This window comes from Sciscionella marina DSM 45152 (assembly GCF_000379465.1).
GTDB lineage: Bacteria > Actinomycetota > Actinomycetes > Mycobacteriales > Pseudonocardiaceae > Sciscionella > Sciscionella marina.
The window spans coordinates 205196-220967 of the sequence record NZ_KB905465.1 but is presented as its reverse complement, the minus strand read 5'-3'; the positions used below and the strand labels follow the sequence as shown (position 1 = coordinate 220967).

Below are 15772 nucleotides of genomic sequence, written 5' to 3'. Positions count from 1 at the left end.
GGACCGCGTCCAGGATCAGCCGCGCGGCCTCGGGAATCGCGGACTCCTCGCGTCGCGGCGTTGCGGACCAGGATCGGCTCCAGATGGTTCTGCGGGATATCGCAGTTCAGCGAGGGCGAGGCCAGTTCGTAGTCGGCGTGCCGGGCCGGATGGGTGCCCTATGCCAGGATCCGGCCGATCTCCTCGCCTGCCATGGAGGTGCAGAACACCGTGTCGCCGATCAGGTGGTGCGGTGTGGCCTCGGCGAGCACCTGGTCCTCGATCCCGAGGTCACGGAAGATCTCCATGGTGCGCTGGTTGGTGATGTGCGCGCGGGGTGTGTTCGCCGTCCAGCGGTATTTGGTCACCATGATGTTCGGAATACCCAGTGTGGACAGGAAAAGCGCCGCCGAGGTACCAGCGGGCCCCGAACCGACGATCAGCACATCCGTCTCGACCATGCCGGACGCCTCCTCTTTTCCGGACCGGCCACGTCGCCGGTACCTCGGGGCACCGTGACAGGTCCTGCCCGGCCCGGACACCACGATGCTCCGGGATGGCGGATCCAGGCAAAAATCACCGGCGTCCGCGATCGCGCACCGGTGAGTTGCCGAACCTCGCCCGGTAACTGCGCGAGAAGTGTGCCGGGGAGGCGAAACCGTGCCGGGCGGCGAGCTCGGCGATCGGGGTCCGCGCCCGGTTCCGGTCCGTCAATGTGCCCCGGGCCGCGTCCAGCCGCGCGGCCAGCACCGCCTGCGGCACGCTCTGCCCGGATTCGGCGAACAACCGGGAGAGCTGCCGTTCGGAATAACCGGCCGCCGTGGCGATCCGGCTCGCGGACAGGTCCGGCTCGTGCAGATGCGCGGCGATATAGGCGCGCGCGGCGGCGAGCCGGTCGGTGGCCGGTGCCCCGAGCAACCCCGCGAGCAGGTCGAGCACCGTGCTCTCCAGCGCCTCCCAATCGCCGCGGCCCGCGAGCGCACCCGCCACCGCACCGGCGAGCGCATCCCCCTCGCCGTGCCGGAAACCGAAGACCCGCGGCCCGGCAGGCGCGCACCGTCCCGCCGTTTCGCGCAGCGCGGACCGTGGCGCCGTGAGCACCAGTTCGGTGAGCCCGTACGGGAAACCGCGCTGAAACGGCCGGTCGGCATCGCACACCAGCGCCTGGCCGGGGTGCAGTATCCGTGTGCCCTCGCGGTCGCGGAACCGTCCCGCACCGGCCAGGGCGAAGTACACGACCACGCCCTCGGCCGGGTGGCGCGCGATCTGGCCCGCGTCCCGGCGCACCACATGCGGTGAACCACTGACCCTGGCCAGGCCCAGCCGCGGCAGGCGCAGATTCAGCTCGGCGCCCTCGAACGGCCGGTCCAGCGCACGGGCACGCAGTCCGAGCAGCGAGCGGGCGTTGTGTTCCTCCCAGGCCGCGAGCCGGTGTGCGCGCGGCAGATCACCGGTGCGGAACCGGATCAGTCCGGGCGGGTCCATGGCATGTGTCCTCTCCCGCTCATTGGGCCACTTCCGGTCCGGCCCGCCCCAGCCGGCCGAGCACCCGCGCGCTGATCGCGGCCAGTGCCGCCACCTCCTCGGCGCTCAGGTGATCGAAGACCAGGTCCCGCACGGTGTCCACGTGGGCCGGTGCCGCCTGTTCGATCGCCTGCTTGCCCTTGGCCGTGAGCACGATGAATACGCTTCGGGCGTCGTCCGGGCAGTCCTCGCGCGCGATGAGCCCGCGCTTGTTCATCCGGGCCAGGTGGTGGGAGAGGCGGCTTTTCTCCCACTGCAGCGCATCGGCCAGCTCCCCGACGCGCATCCGCGGTTCCGCGCGGTCGGTGAGCTGGACGAGCACGTCGAAATCGGCAAGGGACAGTCCGGAGTCCGCCTGTAGCTGGCGGTGCAGCTGGGCGCTGAGCTGCGTGTTCATGTCCAGGTACCCCCGCCAGGCACGTCGTTCGTCATCGCTGAGCCATCGCGTCACGTCCTCCACTCTACCGGAATGGTTGACATGTCACCTACCTTGGAGCCAGTATCAATATGATACGTCAACTAATTGGAGGTACCGAGATGACCACGGCGAGCAACTACACGCAGCTGACCGGCGACTACACCATCGACCCCGCGCACAGCCGCCTCGGGTTCGTGGCACGGCACGCGATGGTGACCAAGGTGCGCGGCGCGTTCAACGAGTTCGAAGGCAGCGCACACGTGGACGGCCAGAACCCGGCGAACTCCTCGGCGGCGCTCGCGATCGCCGCGAACAGCATCGACACCCGCAACCCGGACCGGGACGCGCACCTGCGCAGCAACGACTTCCTGGCCATGGACGAACACCCGGAGATCACCTTCCGGTCCACCGAGATCACCTGGACCGAGCAGGACACCTTCGAGGTGACCGGTGATCTCACCATCAAGGGCGTGACCCGCTCGGTGACCATCCCGCTGTCCTACGAGGGCCAGGCCACCGACCCGTTCGGGAACAGCCGGATCGGTTTCGAGGGCTCCACCACCATCAACCGCCAAGACTTCGGCATCACCTGGAACGCCGCATTGGAGACCGGTGGAGTGCTCGTCAGCGACAAGATCGTCCTCGAGTTCGAACTCTCCGCGATCAAGCAGAACTGACCGGCCTGCCCGATTCGAGGAGGACCACATGACACTCGCGACCAGCGGCCTGCACCACGTCACGGCGATCGCGGGCAACCCGCAGGCCAATGCCGACTTCTACCTGCGCAGCCTCGGGCTCCGGCTGGTCAAGACCACGGTGAACTTCGACGCGCCGGATGTCTACCACCTCTACTACGGCGATGAGCAGGGGCAGCCGGGCACGCTGTTGACCTTCTTCCCGTTCGGGAAGGTGGCGCCCGGCATTCACGGCAACGGCCAGGCCACCCGCACGGCGTTCTCGGTACCGGCCGCCTCGATCGGCTGGTGGCGGGATCATCTGCGTGCACTCGGCACCGAGGTCAGCGAGATCGCCGAACGCGACGGGGAGGCGGCACTGACCTTCCACGATCCGGACGGGCTCGAACTCGCCCTGGTCGCGCACCCCCAGGGCGATCCGCGTGCACCGTGGGACAACGGGATCATCCCGGCCGGGCACGGAGTCCGCGGACTGCACTCGGTGACCCTGTCCACCGGCGACGAGGGCGGCACCATCGCGATGCTGGCCGAGCTCGGCCTGCGCGCCGAGAGCCAGGACGGCAACCGGCTGCGGTTCGCCGCGGGCGAGGGCGGACCGGGCGCGCTCGTGGATGTCCTGGTGGATCCCCGTGCTCCACAGGGGCTGGTCGCCGGCGGCACCGTGCACCACGTCGCCTGGCGGGCCCCGGACGAGCAGACCCAGCTGCGCTGGCGCCAGGAGCTCGTCGAGCGGGGCGCGCAGGTCACCGAGGTGCGGGACCGGCAGTACTTCCGGTCGATCTACTTCCGCGAACCCGGTGGCACACTGCTGGAGATCGCCACCGACGAACCGGGTTTCGCGATCGACGAGCCGCTGCTGGAGCTGGGCCGCGCGCTGAAGCTGCCGCCGTGGCTGGAGCCGACCCGCGAGCAGATCCAGGCCAAGCTGGCGAGCCTGTCCCTGCCGGACGAGAACAATCCCGGGTTCGCGGAACGGGAGACGGCATGACCGCGGTACTGGACCGTCCGCACGTGTGGTTGCCCGGGGACACCGGGCAACCACCGCTGCTGCTCCTGCACGGCACCGGCGGGAACGAGCACGATCTGCTGGCGCTGCGCGAGCAGCTGGCTCCGGAGGCCCCGGTGCTGTCGGTCCGGGGCACCGTGCTGGAGAACGGCATGCCGCGGTTCTTCCGGCGGCTGCGCGAAGGTGTGTTCGACGAGGAGGATCTGCGCGCTCGCGTCGATGAGCTCGCCGAGTTCCTGGCGGCCGCGGAACGGCACTACGGCGTCGCGCCCGGTTCCTGGTATGCCCTCGGATTCTCCAACGGCGCGAACATCGCCTCGGCCACGCTGCTGCGCAGGCCGGAACGGCTGGCCGGTGCCGTACTACTGGCCGCGATGGTGCCCTTCCGGCAACCGCCCGAGGCGGACGCGAGCGGTAAGCGTGTGGCGGTGGTCAACGGCCACGCCGATCCCATGGCCGCTCCGGACCAGACCGCGCGGCTCATCACGCACCTGCGGGCCGCGGGGGCCGAGGTCACCCGGATCGATCATCCCGGCGGGCACACTATCGACGCGCGGATGCTGCCGCGGATCGCGGAATTCCTGCAGCAATCCTGAACGGCGGGTGGTTCACCAGTCGCCGAGATCGAAGCCGCCGAAATCGCCGAAGTCCCCGCCGTCCATTCCCATGTCCATACCGCCGAAATCGCCGCCCATATCGCCCATCCCCGGGTCGAAGCCACCGACGTCCCAGCCGCCGCCGAAGCCGTGCATGCCGGAGAACAGCGAGTCGAACAACAGCATCGAGCCGACGCCCCACGCGCCGCCGATCAGCGCAGGCTTCCACCACGGTTCCGAGTACCAGCCGCGCGGCACCGGGCGGCCGGCCACCGTGCCACCGGGGTAGTAGTGCGGGGTCTGCTCGCCAGGGTTCGGTGAGGCCGCGTAATCATGGCCCTCCACCTGAACCTTGCGGTTCTCGGTCACCGAGCCCGCCGCGCGCTGCCCGTCGATCTCCGGCAGCTCCGGACCCGGGTCCAGGCCGAGCGCCTCACGCGCCGCGCGCACGTAGTAGAGGCCCTCCATCGCGGTGTGCGTGGCCAGTTGGCACTGCCGCGCCGTGCTCGCCTGCTCGATCTGCGAACCCGCCGCCGTGTACCGCTCCGAGGCGTCCGCGATCGCCTGCTTCGCCGCCGGTTCCGTCGTGCCCTCCAGCTGGAAGACCTGCCCGCCCAGACGCTCGATCCAGCGCCGCGCCTCCGCCTTCGCATCGCCGAGCTCATCGGCCTTGCGGTCATTGCCCCGCTTGGTGAACAGCACGATAGCGGCGATCACCACGACGAGTAACACGACAATCACGATCGCGGTGCCCACGGCGGCCTCCAGCGCACATCAACGGCAGTCACCGAGTGCAACGAGGGAACGGGCCGGAGAGTTCCCCGTGTCTGATGAGGGCAGGCCTGGTCTCATGGGGGCAGGCCTGGTGGACCGGGCAGGCTCAGCCGGGAGGCCACACCATCGCGCGCCCGCCGAGCACATGGCAGTGCACATGGAACACCGTCTGCTGCCCATCCTTGCCCGTGTTGAACACCAGCCGATAACCGCTCTTCGCGATCCCCTCGAGCACCGCCACCTCCTTGGCCGCCGTCAGCAGCGAAGCGGCCGAGGACGGCTCCGCCTCTGCCAGCTCCGCGGCATTGGCGTAGTGCGCCTTCGGGATGACCAGCACATGCGTCGGCGCCTGCGGATTCAGATCCCGGAACGCCAGCACCTCGTCGGTCTCGTGCACGATCGTCGCCGGGATGTCCCCGGAGACGATCGAGCAGAACAGGCAGTCTTCACTCATAGCGGCACCCTAATGCGAGCGGGCGACCTGCGGAGACCGGGATCGCGTAGTCGCGGTAGTGCCCGCGTCTGTGCTGGTCATGCGTTGGCTCTCGGAACACGGTTCGGGTGGATTGCGAAGTTCGATTCGCTTTGCTGTCCATAGTAAAATGACAGGCTCAACCTGGGAGGCGATGATGTTCTACGGATCAGGACAGTTTCATCAGGTGTCGGGTCGCCGCGGTGAGCGGCATGTACGGCCGAACGAGCGGGTCACGTCTGAGCAGGCTTCGCGGAAGGCGGAGGTGCAGCGTGTCCGGCAGGCGCGCGGGTCGTGGTGGAGTCGCATGGTCGCCCGTTTCCATGCGCGTGGTTCGGATCCCTACGACTCGCCACGCTGAGTGCGCATCATTGTCGATTCTGTTTTTGATGGACCATTGACCCGGAAATCTGGGAATAGGTGGTATCGGTGTACCTCGGTGGAGGTGGAAGTTCGTGGGTGAATACCCGGAATGAGGAGAGCGCGAAGCGGTTCGTTCAGCAACAGCAAATGGAGTCCGGACTCGACCGGGATCGGCTCCAGCGTTCGGACGAGATTCGCCGCCGATTCTGGGGCTGGGTCCGCTCGCTGTTCCGGCGGGTTCGGGGCGGGAAGTAGCCGAGCTCGCTCCGCTGTCACACTCCACGTGTGCGGGTGATCTCGACTCGCAACGGTACTGGGAATCGTTCGCTGAATTTCTCTACGCTGCCGAACGCCCTCGCTGCGTTGTCGCCGTGTTTGGCAAGCCATGCCGGATTCTCGTGCGGCAGGGGAATGTCCTGGGCGCGGTGTGCGGTTCCGGTGAAGACGACGACGTTGCCGGGGTCGCCGTCGGTCTCGAAGTGCAGACAGACCCGGGGCCGGTCGATGACATGGTCGAGCCGGTTCGCTCGAGCGTCGTTGTAGATCAGGATCGAGTCGTTGTCCTGGAGCAGGAAGCCGACCGGGTTCGACTGCGGGGTGCCGTCCTTTCCGACTGTTGTGATCCAGATGAGCTGTTCCTCGTGTAACCGGCGCCGTACCCGCTCGCCGAACGGCGTCCCGAGGTCCGGCAGTGCGCTCCTCGTCATGTTCGCGAACCCTACCGCGGTGTGGGCGTAGAGCAGTGGGTGATGAGCGGATCGTTCAGGTCGACGCGAGAGTGTCCTGGCGCGCGCGAATCCACCATCGGCCCTCCTCATTGACCAGGACGTATGACGTGATCATGGTGTGGTCGAGTTCGAGTGGTTCGCCGGCGGCGTCGACCGCATGCGCGCGCTGGTACACGAGTGCGACATCGGGGCGGACGAAGATCGGCTCGGTGAGCGTATAGCGGGCGTGCATCCCGCGTAGCTCGGCCGCGAATCCGCGCTGATATCGCTCGCGCAGTGCGGCCCGTCCGCTGAGCACGGTCCCGGTTGCCTCGATCACGATCGCATTCGCGGCGAAATGGGTGCTCATCAATTCGGTGTCGGCGGTGTTCAGTGCCGTTTCCAGATCCGTGACGATGGCGCGGATCGAGGTGAGGTCGGCCTGCTGTGCGGCGGCGGTCTCCGGCGGGTTCGGAAGCGGGGGAGTCATGCGGGCAGTATCGGATCTCCACTTGGCCCGATATCAAGAGGTGCACCAATCAGGCAGTCATGACCTGCGATGTTGTGTTGGAGTGGGCTCCAGCGCCTACGGTTGCCGCATGGCTGGGAGCGCACAGGCGGCGATGTTCGGTATCCGGGATGTCGCGGAGCAGACGGGGCTGAGCATGGAGACCCTGCGCTGGTATGAGCGCGAGGGTCTGGTGCCGCCGGTGCACCGGGGCAGCGATGGCAGGCGCCGGTATTCGGCGGCGGAGGTGGGCTTCGTCCGGCTGATCGTCTGTCTCCGGCGCACCGGGATGCCGGTGGCCCGGGTGCGGGAATTCGTGACTCTGGTGCGCCGGGGCGCCTCCACGCATGGGAAGCGGATGACACTGCTGACCGAGCAGCGGGACCGGATCCTGGACCAGATGGCGCAATTGCGCGCGGATCTCGCGACGGTGGAGCACAAGATCGGGCACTACGGCGAGCTGATCGAGGCTGGTCTGGATTGCGAGGGCGCACCGGTCTCGGTGCGGACGGCCGAGCTGCAGCGCCGCGGCTGACCGGGCGGCGAAACAGCGGGCGGCTGGTTACAGAAATAGTTCTGCAAAGAAAATTCTGCAAAGAAAAGTGGGGATCATGCTGCGCAGGAACCTCGGCAAGACCGGGATCTCGGTGAGTAAATACGCGCTGGGCACGATGCATCTCGGGCCGTGGGGCAACGATGAGCCCGCGGAGGTCGCCAGGCTGATCAACACCGCGCTCGATGCCGGTATCAATCTCGTGGACACCGCGGACATGTACTCAGGTGGGGAGGCGGAACGGCTCGTCGGCGCGGCGATCCGGGACAGGCGTGATGACGTCGTGCTGGCCACCAAGGGGCATTTTCCGATGGGGGAGGACCCGAACTACAGCGGGAATTCTCGCCGCTGGATCACCAGGGCGGTGGAAGACAGCCTGCGCAGGCTCGGTACGGACCGGATCGACCTCTACCAGATCCACCGCCCGGACCCGGACACCGATATCGACGAAACCCTGTCGGTGCTCTCCGATCTCGTGCGGGCGGGCAAGATCATGGCGATCGGTTCCTCGGATTTCTCCGCCGCGCAGCTGGTGCGGGCCCAATGGGTGGCACACGAGCGCAACCACATCTCGTTCCGCAGCGAGCAGCCGCCGTATTCGATCTTCGTGCGCGGGATCGAGCGCGACGTGCTGCCCACAGCGCGCGAATACGGCCTCGGGGTGCTCACCTGGAGCCCGCTCAACAGCGGATGGCTCACCGGCCGCATTCGTGATGAGCGGATCGAGATCAGCGGATTCCGGGAACTGATCGCGCACAAGTTCGATCTGGAGCTTCCCGGGAACCGGCGCAAACTCGAGACGGTGGAACGACTGCTGGCCCTCGCCACGGATACCGGGATCTCGCTGACCCATCTCGCGCTCGCGTTCGCGGCGAGCCACGCGGATGTGTCCTCGGTGATCCTCGGGCCGCGCACCGGTGCCCAGCTCGATGATCTGCTCGCCGCGGCGGAGATCCAGCTGGCCGATGACGTGCTCGACCGGATCGACGCGATCGTGGCTCCCGCGACGGACCTCAATCCCGGAGACACCGACTACACCCCGCCGCATCTCACGGATGCCGCACTGCGCAGGAGGCCCTTGACGCAGCGCTGATCCGGTCAGTGCGGTTCGTGCTGGTCCTGCCGCGCATTCTCGAGTGCCTCGATCTCCTCGGGCGGGTCGGCCGCGCGCCAGATCCCGGACATTCCGCGACCGGTGTAGCCGAGCTCGTTCATCTTCTTCGGCACCGAGGCGCCCTGGTATTCGAGCGGGATCGCGTGCCCGTGCTCATCGGCTCCGCCCAGTGGCTGGTGCACCTCGATGAACTCGCCGTGTGGCAACCGTTTGATGATCCCGGTCTCGATCCCGTGCTCGAGTATCGCGCGGTCGGAACGCTGCAGACCGAGGCAGATCCGATAGGTCACGTAGTAGGCGATCGGCGGCCCGATCAGCAGCAGAATGCGCCCGCCCCAGGTCATCGCGTTCAGCGAGATGTCGAACTTGAATGCGATGATGTCGTTCGCGCAGGAAATGAACATCACCGCGTAGAACGTGAGCGCGAGCGCCCCGAGGCCGGTCCGCACCGGCACATCCCGCGGCCGCTGCAGCACATTGTGGTGTGCCGTGTCCTTGCTGAATTTGCGTTCGATGACCGGATACATGATCGTCAGCGTGATGATCACACCGAAGGCCATGAGCGGGAAGAAAACCGCGGGAACCGTGTAATTGCCGAGATAGATCTCCCAGTCCGGCCACAACCTGATCAGTCCGTCGGTCCAGCCCATGTACCAGTCCGGTTGCACCCCGGCGGAGACCTTCCCGGTCGAATACGGGCCGAGATTCCAGATCGGGTTGATCTGGAAGATGCCGCTGATCACGGCGAGCAGTCCGAGCACGACCGCGAAGAAGGCCCCGGCTTTCGCGGCGAACACGGGCATGATGCGCACGCCGACCACGTTGCTCTCCTTGCGGCGCACCCCGGGGAACTGGGTGTGTTTCTGGTACCAGACCACCGCGAGATGTACCGCGATCAGGCCGAGAAGAATTCCCGGAAGAATGAGGATGTGAATGGTATAGAGCCGCGGAATGAGCTCGTTACCCGGGAATTCCGAACCGAAGATCAGCCAGTGCAACCAGGTACCGATCAGCGGAACGCTGAGAATTCCGCCGGACATGGCCGCCCGGATACCGATCCCGGAGAGCAGATCGTCGGGGAGGCCGTAGCCGAAGTAGCCTTCGAACATCCCGAGCACGAGCAGTAACGCGCCCACGAACCAGTTCGTCTCGCGTGGCCTGCGGAACGCGCCGGTGAAGAAGATCCGGCACAGGTGCGCCACCATCGCCGCCACGAACAACAGTGCCGCCCAGTGGTGCAGCTGCCGCACGAACAGGCCGCCGCGCACATCGAAGCTGATGTTCAGGGTGGATTCGTAGGCCCGCGACATCTCCACACCGTGCAGATTCGCGAACGAGCCGTTGTAGGTGACCTCCTGCATCGAGGGGTCGAAGAACAGCGCCAGATACGTGCCGGAAAGCAGCAGCACGATGAACGAGTACAGCGCTATTTCCCCGAGCATGAACGACCAGTGCGTGGGGAAGACCTTGTTCAACTGGCGGCGGATGCCCGCCGCGAACCGCAGGCGGCTGTCCAGCTCGTCGGCGGCCTTGCTCGCCTGCTTCAGCGCGACTCCGGCGGTTTTCGTCGGGGTGGTCAGTGAGCTCATCGTTGCGCTCCCGGTTCGAATACGCGGTGCCCGCGCTTCGATGTCCTGCGGCAGTGATATCCCGATATCCTGCGCATATCGAGGCTAAACCGGGTGGTGAGATCCCCGCAACAGCACGCCGATGTGGCGTGCCCCCGTGTGGCACCGGGCACGGTCGGCCCGCGGGGCGTCGCCGTCACGCCACGGGGCCCTCCAGCGCGAGCAGCAGGGTGCGCAGGTCCTCGTTGATCCGGCGCTGCCGTTCCCGGCTGAGCGGGGAGAAGACCTCGCGTTCGGTCTCGGTCTTCCCACCGAACACCGCCTTGGCGCGGCCCCTTCCTTCCTCGGTGAGCACGACGCTCACGCTGCGCCGGTCGGCCTCGTCCACCTCGCGCGTGACCCATCCTTTGGCGGCGAGGCGGGACACCCGGTTGGTGACCGCGCCCGAGGTCAACTGCAGCTGCCGCATCAGTTCACCGGCGCTGAGCCGGCAACCGGGTTCGGCCCGGCGCAGGCAGGCCAGCATCTCCAGTTCCCACAGTTCGATGCCCTGCGGGGCGAGTTCGCGCCGCATCCGGGTTTCCAGATGGTGCGCGATGCGGCGCATGCGATAGCTGAGCGCCTTGGCTTCGAGTGTCCCGGCCTCGTGCGGGGCCGAGATGGCCTCGATCAGCGCGTCGATCATGTCGCGATCGGTTCCGGAGGTCACAGCCACGAAGAGTAACAGGCGTTGACCGGAACACGAAGGCTCATTATATTAACGTTCATCTTCTTGAGCTTAACGTATTGGAGATGGTGACGATGCGGAAGCGAATCGGACTGGCCACCTCGGTGCTCGGACTGGCGGCAGCGGCACCCTCGGTGTGGCAGACCGTCACGCATATCCGGGACAGCAGTTACCGCGCGCCCGAAGCTCGGCACGGGGCAGGGCACGTGCAGTACCACATGGCGCGCGAAGCCCTGATCACTCTCGGTGCCTTCGGGGCGCTCGGGATCGGCCTGCTCACCGAGCACCGGGATCGGCGGATGTGGGCCGCGATGGTCAGCATCACGGGCGGATTCGTCGCCGCGATGTGGTCCGGAGGGCCGACCGCGGGCACATGGGCACCGAACCGGAAGGCGCTGACCGTGCACATCGCATCGACCACCGGGCTCGCCACCGGGATGTGGCTGCTCCGTCCGGGGCGTGGCGAGTGAATCCCGAGGTCATCGTCGTCGGTGCCGGACCGGTCGGGATGACCGCGGCCGCGCTGCTGGACGCGGCCGGGCTAGCGGTGCGTGTCCTGGAGCGCGGTCCGGCGGGGCCGCGGCAAGCCCAGGGCAAGGCGACGACCATTCATCCGCGAACCCTCGAGCTGCTGGACGCGATCCGGATGGACACCGGGCACACGGTCACCGACGAGCTTCTCGCGCTCGGGCGGCCGACCGGACGGGTGCACTTCGCCGTGCTGCCGGAACTGCTGGACTACCGCGAACTGCCGACGCCCTATCCGTTCGTGCTCATGCTCGGCCAGCACCGCACCGAAGCGGTACTCGCCGGGCACCTGTCCGCGCACGGGGTGGATGTGCGCTATACGCATGAGGTCACCGCGGTCGAACAGCACGCGGACGGTGTTCGGGTGCATGCCGGTGCGCGGGTACACGAGGCTCGGTACGTGCTCGGTGCGGACGGTGCGCGCAGCGTGGTCCGTGGCTGCGCCGGGATCGAATACCCCGGGACGCTGCCCTCGCTGTGCGGGTTCGTCGCCGATGTGCGGCTGGCCGATCCGCCACCGGAGGTGCTGCATCACTGGACGCACGAGAGCGGATGGATCAGTGTCACCCCGCTGCCGGACGGGCTGCATCGAGTGTTCGGTGCACGGCCGGGCGATACGGGACTGAGCCCGGAACAGGTCCGCGCACGCCAGTCCGAAGGGCTCACCGAGCACGGGTTACGCGAAATCCTGCACAGCATCGCGGGCACCGATTTCGGGCTGCGCGAGGTGGTCTGGAAGTCCACCGCCAACGATGGCACCCGCCGCGCCGAGCGGTATCGCAGCGGGCGGGTGTTCCTCGCCGGGGACGCCGCACACATCCATCTCCCCGCAGGGGGTCAGGGGCTCAACGCCGGGATTCAGGACGCCGCCAACCTCGCGTGGAAACTCGCCGCGGAACTCGGTGGCCGCGCGCCCGCCGCGATCACCGAGGGCGAGCACGACTACCACAGCGAGCGCGCGCGGCAGTCCGCCCAGCTGGCGCGCAACACCCTGGCCCAGTCGGGCCTGATGACCACCTTCACCCCGGCGGGATCGGCGCTCCGCGAGCTGTTCACGGACCTGATCACCGGTCCGGGCGGCACCGGGGAAACCCTCGCCTTCTGGCTTGCCGGGCTCGATGTGCGCTATCCGGGTACGGCGACCACCGGCGAACGGGTGCCGGATCTGCGGGTGGACGGCGAGAGCGTGTTCCGCTTGCTGCGGCCGGACCGGTTCCTGATCGCCGATGCCACGCCCGCGGGCGCGTTCGCGGGACTCGGCGGGCAGCACCTCGATGTGTACCGGGTGCCGTCCTCGAACACGTTCGCGGGACTGCTCATCCGCCCGGACGGGCATATCGCGCGCGCGGTTCCCGAGGCCGATGTGTCCGCGATGGTCGTGGCCGTGCGGGACTGGCTCGTGGTCTGACCGGCCCATGGTGATCGCGATGGGTACTCATGGCCACCGTTTTCGGTTACCGTTTCGACACAACGCTTTTCGTATAAAGCTTTGCCCCGCGATTCGTTACGGGTTCCGCGGAAAGTTCCCCGTTGCAGGTGGTTTTCAGGTCAGCCTCGCGGATTACGGGGTTATCGTTCGATTCCATGAAGCCAAGAAGACCTGTGCAGCTCGCGTGCGCTCTGCTGGGGGCCTTGGTGCTGTGCATCGGATCGGCCAATTTCGCCGGTGCGGCACCGCGCACGCTGAGCGCGGCCGATGACGGCGCGAAGGTGGTCCAGCAGAGCCAGCCGAACGGGCAGATGCTGGACGTGACCATGCAGTCGCCGGCGGTGGGCGCGAATGTGGGGATGCGTCTCCTGCTTCCGCCGGGATGGACGCCGGAAGCCACACGCACCTGGCCGGTCCTCTATCTGCTTCCCGGGTGCTGCGAGCCCAAGGACTTCCGGGCCTGGACCGAACTGACCGATATCGCCGCCTTCGCGAAGGACAAGAACGTTCTCATCGCGATGCCGACCGACGGGGCGAACGGGAACTTCTCGGACTGGTGGAATTACGGCAAATACGGGCCGCCGGACTGGGAGAAGTTCCACCTCGACGAGATGCGCCAGATTCTGGAGCGCAATTACCACGCCGGGCAGAAGCGCGCGGTGGCCGGACTCTCCGCGGGTGCCTACGGCGCGATGGAGTACGCCTCCCGGCGGCCAGGCATGTTCCAGGCGGCCGCGGCCTTCAGTGGCACACCGAACATTCGCTCGATGTTCGGCGATTTCGGGGTCGCCGTCGGCAATTTCCGCACCGATCAGGACCAGGACGCGCTCTGGGGGGATCCGATCGCGCAGGCCGATATCTGGAAGGCGCACAACCCCTATGACAATGCGGAGAACCTGCGCGGAACGCGGTTGTTCATCTCCACCGGGAACGGTTTTCCCGGTCCGCTGCACCTGATCACCGACAATGGGCTGAACATGTTCGAGATGCCGGCCCTGCCGAACTCGTTGATGTTCGTGAACAAGCTCAACCGGCTGGGAATCCCGATCACGACGCATTTCTACGGCCCGGGAACCCACATGTGGGGTTACTGGATTCACGAGCTCAAACGTGCCTGGCCCCTGCTGACCCAGGGCTTCTGAGGCTTCCGGCGATACGACCTGACCGACAGGGAAGAACATCATGGTGAAAAGAGCTGGCATAGCGGCGCTCGCGGTGGCGGCACTGGTCGCGCTCGTCGTGATTTTCGCCGGGATCCAGGGCGGGGGCCACATCAAGCAGGCCGCGCCCGAATCACCGGCGGAGTCCTCGGCCAAGGTGCGCGCCGCGGTGCAGAACGAGCAGGCCCGCCGTTCCCCGGCACCGGCACCGGCACCGCGACAGCCGAAGGCCATCCCGAAGCCGAGCAGCGCGCCGGCCGGTGTGCCGCTGACGCAACGGGATCCGGAGCAGGTGCGCACCCAGGTACACGACTACCTCGATTCCGTGGACCGTTCGCGAGTCCCGAACTCCGCCGAGATCAAGAAGAACCTGCGACCCTACGAGAACGAGCTGCGCGGCATGATCCAGCGCAAGGCCGATGTCACCGGCACGGTGCTGGGGCCGTTCTGCGACAACCTCAACGCGGTCGTCTACAGCCTCTACTCGTGGATGCTGTCGATGGGAATCCCGAACGGGCCCAGCATCGGCCTGCCCGATTTCGCGAATCCCTGCCCCGCGAACAAGAACCTCGCCCCGATGCCCTTCGATTAGGAGAAAGATGTCCTGACCTGGCTTGCGTGCCGGGACGGGACGGCGGTCCCGGGCGCCTGGGAGCGAAAGCGGCTCCGCCGTGCCGGAACAGGCTCCGTCCGGCCACCACCGACCGGGCCGGTTCAGGTGTCCAGGCGGGGCCAGGGGCGCACCGGCGGCGGTTCCGGGTACCCGTCCCCGGAACCGGTCAGCGGGGCAGCCGTTCCGCAGGCGGCCGCCAGCGTGGCCGGGTCCAGGCAGAACACCTCGCCACCGGTGCCCGCGGCCCAGCCGCCGAGTTCCCGGTCCGGCGGCGGGGCCTGCACCCCGGCGAGCACCACATTGCCCGGCCGGACCCGCATGAAGACCCCGGCCTCGGAGAGGGCGGCCATCCGCGAGAACACCACATCCATCCCGGCGGCCGCGCCGAGCAGGAAGTCCAGCTGGCCGGCACCCCACACATTGGCCAGGTACAGCCCGCCGGGGCGCAGCACGCGCGCGATCCGTTCGAGGAATTCCACCGTGGCCATCCCGGTGTCCGGAGCACCCGCCCGGAAAGCGTCCAATACCACGAGATCCATGGACCGCCCGGGCAACCGCTCGATCCCGGCCCGCCCGTCGATGGCTTCGACCCGCACCCCGGGAACATCGTCGAGGCCGAGGTGTTCCCGGATGAGACCGGTGAGCGGTTCATCGAGCTCGAACACGGTCTGCGCCGATCCGGGGCGCGTCCGGGCGAGATAGCGGGCAAGGGAACAGCCGCCACCGCCGATGTGCACCGCGGCCAGCGGTCGTTCCCCGGCCCAGTGCTCCTCGATCGTCGAGGCCATCCAGTTCGTGTAGGGCAGTATCAGGTTGCCCGGGTCCGCAAGGTCCACATAGGACTGCAGGACACCGTCGACGAGGATCCGCCACCGGTGCGCGGCGGTCTCGTCCGGGCTCAGCTCCGCGGTGCCGAACCGGACCGGCGCTCGTACGGCTTCGGGAACCGCGGGGTGGTCGATCATCCGGTCAGATTACGCCCGGATGCGCGGTCCTGGATCGAGGAGGTTTCTCGGTCTACCGTGCCGTGATCGCTCA

General features: G+C 67.5%; 20 protein-coding genes. 10 read left to right on the top strand and 10 right to left on the bottom strand.

Annotation, left to right across the window (positions count from 1 at the left end; translation table 11 throughout):
• Nucleotides 1-158: 158 nt before the first annotated feature.
• The 3 genes from A37U_RS0141555 to A37U_RS0141545 form a co-directional block, all read right to left on the bottom strand.
• Nucleotides 159-440: an FAD-dependent monooxygenase gene (locus A37U_RS0141555; protein WP_020502577.1), complete on the bottom strand. Its 282-nt coding sequence runs from the start codon at nucleotides 438-440 to the stop codon at nucleotides 159-161.
• A gap of 115 nt (nucleotides 441-555) precedes the next feature.
• On the bottom strand, nucleotides 556-1464 hold the full coding sequence (locus A37U_RS0141550) for an AraC family transcriptional regulator (RefSeq protein WP_020502576.1): 909 nt from the start codon (nucleotides 1462-1464) through the stop codon (nucleotides 556-558).
• Between the two features lie 19 nt (nucleotides 1465-1483).
• The gene (locus A37U_RS0141545) at nucleotides 1484-1954 is read right to left on the bottom strand and encodes a MarR family winged helix-turn-helix transcriptional regulator (protein WP_026198185.1); all 471 of its coding nucleotides are present in this window, start codon (nucleotides 1952-1954) and stop codon (nucleotides 1484-1486) included.
• Between the two features lie 86 nt (nucleotides 1955-2040).
• Here A37U_RS0141545 and A37U_RS0141540 point away from each other — a divergent pair, with 86 nt between their 5' ends.
• From A37U_RS0141540 to A37U_RS0141530, 3 genes are read left to right on the top strand one after another with little or no spacing between them, the layout of a single operon-like run.
• A complete protein-coding gene (locus tag A37U_RS0141540; RefSeq protein WP_020502574.1) occupies nucleotides 2041-2598 on the top strand; it encodes a YceI family protein in 558 nt (185 codons plus the stop codon).
• A 28-nt stretch (nucleotides 2599-2626) separates the two neighbouring features.
• Nucleotides 2627-3604: a ring-cleaving dioxygenase gene (locus tag A37U_RS0141535; protein WP_020502573.1), complete on the top strand. Its 978-nt coding sequence runs from the start codon at nucleotides 2627-2629 to the stop codon at nucleotides 3602-3604.
• Nucleotides 3601-4218, top strand: coding sequence for an alpha/beta hydrolase (locus tag A37U_RS0141530; protein ID WP_020502572.1), 618 nt, complete (start codon nucleotides 3601-3603; stop codon nucleotides 4216-4218). The genes A37U_RS0141535 and A37U_RS0141530 overlap by 4 nt, the downstream gene beginning before the upstream one ends.
• 12 nt (nucleotides 4219-4230) lie before the next feature.
• Here A37U_RS0141530 and A37U_RS0141525 read toward each other — a convergent pair whose 3' ends face one another.
• Both A37U_RS0141525 and A37U_RS0141520 read right to left on the bottom strand, forming a co-directional pair.
• Nucleotides 4231-4974: a hypothetical protein gene (locus A37U_RS0141525; protein ID WP_020502571.1), complete on the bottom strand. Its 744-nt coding sequence runs from the start codon at nucleotides 4972-4974 to the stop codon at nucleotides 4231-4233.
• 124 nt (nucleotides 4975-5098) lie between these two features.
• Nucleotides 5099-5446 carry a histidine triad nucleotide-binding protein gene (locus A37U_RS0141520; RefSeq protein WP_020502570.1) on the bottom strand — a complete coding sequence of 116 codons (348 nt, stop codon included), beginning with the start codon at nucleotides 5444-5446 and terminating at the stop codon, nucleotides 5099-5101.
• 477 nt (nucleotides 5447-5923) lie between these two features.
• Between A37U_RS0141520 and A37U_RS47965 the strand changes: the two genes are divergently transcribed.
• Nucleotides 5924-6082 carry a hypothetical protein gene (locus A37U_RS47965; protein ID WP_020502569.1) on the top strand — a complete coding sequence of 53 codons (159 nt, stop codon included), beginning with the start codon at nucleotides 5924-5926 and terminating at the stop codon, nucleotides 6080-6082.
• Nucleotides 6083-6099: 17 nt separating this feature from the next.
• Here A37U_RS47965 and A37U_RS0141510 read toward each other — a convergent pair whose 3' ends face one another.
• Both A37U_RS0141510 and A37U_RS0141505 read right to left on the bottom strand, forming a co-directional pair.
• Entirely contained in the window at nucleotides 6100-6534 is a 435-nt protein-coding gene (locus A37U_RS0141510) for a pyridoxamine 5'-phosphate oxidase family protein (protein ID WP_020502568.1), read from the bottom strand.
• A 55-nt stretch (nucleotides 6535-6589) separates the two neighbouring features.
• Nucleotides 6590-7024 carry a YybH family protein gene (locus A37U_RS0141505; protein ID WP_020502567.1) on the bottom strand — a complete coding sequence of 145 codons (435 nt, stop codon included), beginning with the start codon at nucleotides 7022-7024 and terminating at the stop codon, nucleotides 6590-6592.
• 109 nt (nucleotides 7025-7133) lie between these two features.
• On the opposite strand from A37U_RS0141505, the gene A37U_RS0141500 reads away from it, so the two are divergent.
• Together A37U_RS0141500 and A37U_RS0141495 are read left to right on the top strand one after the other, a co-directional pair.
• On the top strand, nucleotides 7134-7577 hold the full coding sequence (locus tag A37U_RS0141500; RefSeq protein ID WP_020502566.1) for a MerR family transcriptional regulator: 444 nt from the start codon (nucleotides 7134-7136) through the stop codon (nucleotides 7575-7577).
• Between the two features lie 76 nt (nucleotides 7578-7653).
• Nucleotides 7654-8688, top strand: coding sequence for an aldo/keto reductase (locus tag A37U_RS0141495; RefSeq protein WP_026198184.1), 1035 nt, complete (start codon nucleotides 7654-7656; stop codon nucleotides 8686-8688).
• Nucleotides 8689-8693: 5 nt separating this feature from the next.
• Here the strand turns inward: A37U_RS0141495 and qcrB are convergent, their stop codons facing one another.
• Complete coding sequence (qcrB, locus tag A37U_RS47960; protein WP_020502564.1) at nucleotides 8694-10298, bottom strand: cytochrome bc1 complex cytochrome b subunit; 1605 nt, start codon at nucleotides 10296-10298, stop codon at nucleotides 8694-8696.
• 175 nt (nucleotides 10299-10473) lie between these two features.
• Nucleotides 10474-10986: a MarR family winged helix-turn-helix transcriptional regulator gene (locus A37U_RS0141485; protein ID WP_240437838.1), complete on the bottom strand. Its 513-nt coding sequence runs from the start codon at nucleotides 10984-10986 to the stop codon at nucleotides 10474-10476.
• 83 nt (nucleotides 10987-11069) lie between these two features.
• Here A37U_RS0141485 and A37U_RS0141480 point away from each other — a divergent pair, with 83 nt between their 5' ends.
• The 4 genes from A37U_RS0141480 (at nucleotide 11070) to A37U_RS0141465 (ending at nucleotide 14713) form a co-directional block, all read left to right on the top strand.
• A complete protein-coding gene (locus A37U_RS0141480) occupies nucleotides 11070-11474 on the top strand; it encodes a hypothetical protein (protein WP_020502562.1) in 405 nt (134 codons plus the stop codon).
• The gene (locus A37U_RS0141475; protein ID WP_020502561.1) at nucleotides 11471-12940 is read left to right on the top strand and encodes an FAD-dependent monooxygenase; all 1470 of its coding nucleotides are present in this window, start codon (nucleotides 11471-11473) and stop codon (nucleotides 12938-12940) included. The genes A37U_RS0141480 and A37U_RS0141475 overlap by 4 nt, the downstream gene beginning before the upstream one ends.
• Before the next feature lie 176 nt (nucleotides 12941-13116).
• Entirely contained in the window at nucleotides 13117-14103 is a 987-nt protein-coding gene (locus A37U_RS0141470) for an alpha/beta hydrolase (protein ID WP_040590149.1), read from the top strand.
• A gap of 40 nt (nucleotides 14104-14143) precedes the next feature.
• A complete protein-coding gene (locus A37U_RS0141465) occupies nucleotides 14144-14713 on the top strand; it encodes a hypothetical protein (RefSeq protein WP_157183372.1) in 570 nt (189 codons plus the stop codon).
• A gap of 122 nt (nucleotides 14714-14835) precedes the next feature.
• Here A37U_RS0141465 and A37U_RS47955 read toward each other — a convergent pair whose 3' ends face one another.
• On the bottom strand, nucleotides 14836-15699 hold the full coding sequence (locus A37U_RS47955) for a spermidine synthase (RefSeq protein ID WP_020502558.1): 864 nt from the start codon (nucleotides 15697-15699) through the stop codon (nucleotides 14836-14838).
• Between the last annotated feature and the right edge of the window lie 73 nt (nucleotides 15700-15772).

Coding starts and splice junctions, on each gene's coding strand:
- A37U_RS0141520 (WP_020502570.1), bottom strand. CDS start 5,446: ATGAGTGAAGACTGCCTGTTCTGCTCGATCGTCTCCGGGGACATCCCG.
- A37U_RS0141535 (WP_020502573.1), top strand. CDS start 2,627: ATGACACTCGCGACCAGCGGCCTGCACCACGTCACGGCGATCGCGGGC.
- A37U_RS0141530 (WP_020502572.1), top strand. CDS start 3,601: ATGACCGCGGTACTGGACCGTCCGCACGTGTGGTTGCCCGGGGACACC.
- A37U_RS0141505 (WP_020502567.1), bottom strand. CDS start 7,024: ATGACTCCCCCGCTTCCGAACCCGCCGGAGACCGCCGCCGCACAGCAG.
- A37U_RS0141540 (WP_020502574.1), top strand. CDS start 2,041: ATGACCACGGCGAGCAACTACACGCAGCTGACCGGCGACTACACCATC.
- A37U_RS0141555 (WP_020502577.1), bottom strand. CDS start 440: ATGGTCGAGACGGATGTGCTGATCGTCGGTTCGGGGCCCGCTGGTACC.
- A37U_RS0141480 (WP_020502562.1), top strand. CDS start 11,070: ATGGTGACGATGCGGAAGCGAATCGGACTGGCCACCTCGGTGCTCGGA.
- A37U_RS0141465 (WP_157183372.1), top strand. CDS start 14,144: ATGGTGAAAAGAGCTGGCATAGCGGCGCTCGCGGTGGCGGCACTGGTC.
- A37U_RS47955 (WP_020502558.1), bottom strand. CDS start 15,699: ATGATCGACCACCCCGCGGTTCCCGAAGCCGTACGAGCGCCGGTCCGG.
- A37U_RS0141495 (WP_026198184.1), top strand. CDS start 7,654: ATGCTGCGCAGGAACCTCGGCAAGACCGGGATCTCGGTGAGTAAATAC.
- qcrB (WP_020502564.1), bottom strand. CDS start 10,298: ATGAGCTCACTGACCACCCCGACGAAAACCGCCGGAGTCGCGCTGAAG.
- A37U_RS0141500 (WP_020502566.1), top strand. CDS start 7,134: ATGGCTGGGAGCGCACAGGCGGCGATGTTCGGTATCCGGGATGTCGCG.
- A37U_RS0141510 (WP_020502568.1), bottom strand. CDS start 6,534: ATGACGAGGAGCGCACTGCCGGACCTCGGGACGCCGTTCGGCGAGCGG.
- A37U_RS0141550 (WP_020502576.1), bottom strand. CDS start 1,464: ATGGACCCGCCCGGACTGATCCGGTTCCGCACCGGTGATCTGCCGCGC.
- A37U_RS0141470 (WP_040590149.1), top strand. CDS start 13,117: ATGAAGCCAAGAAGACCTGTGCAGCTCGCGTGCGCTCTGCTGGGGGCC.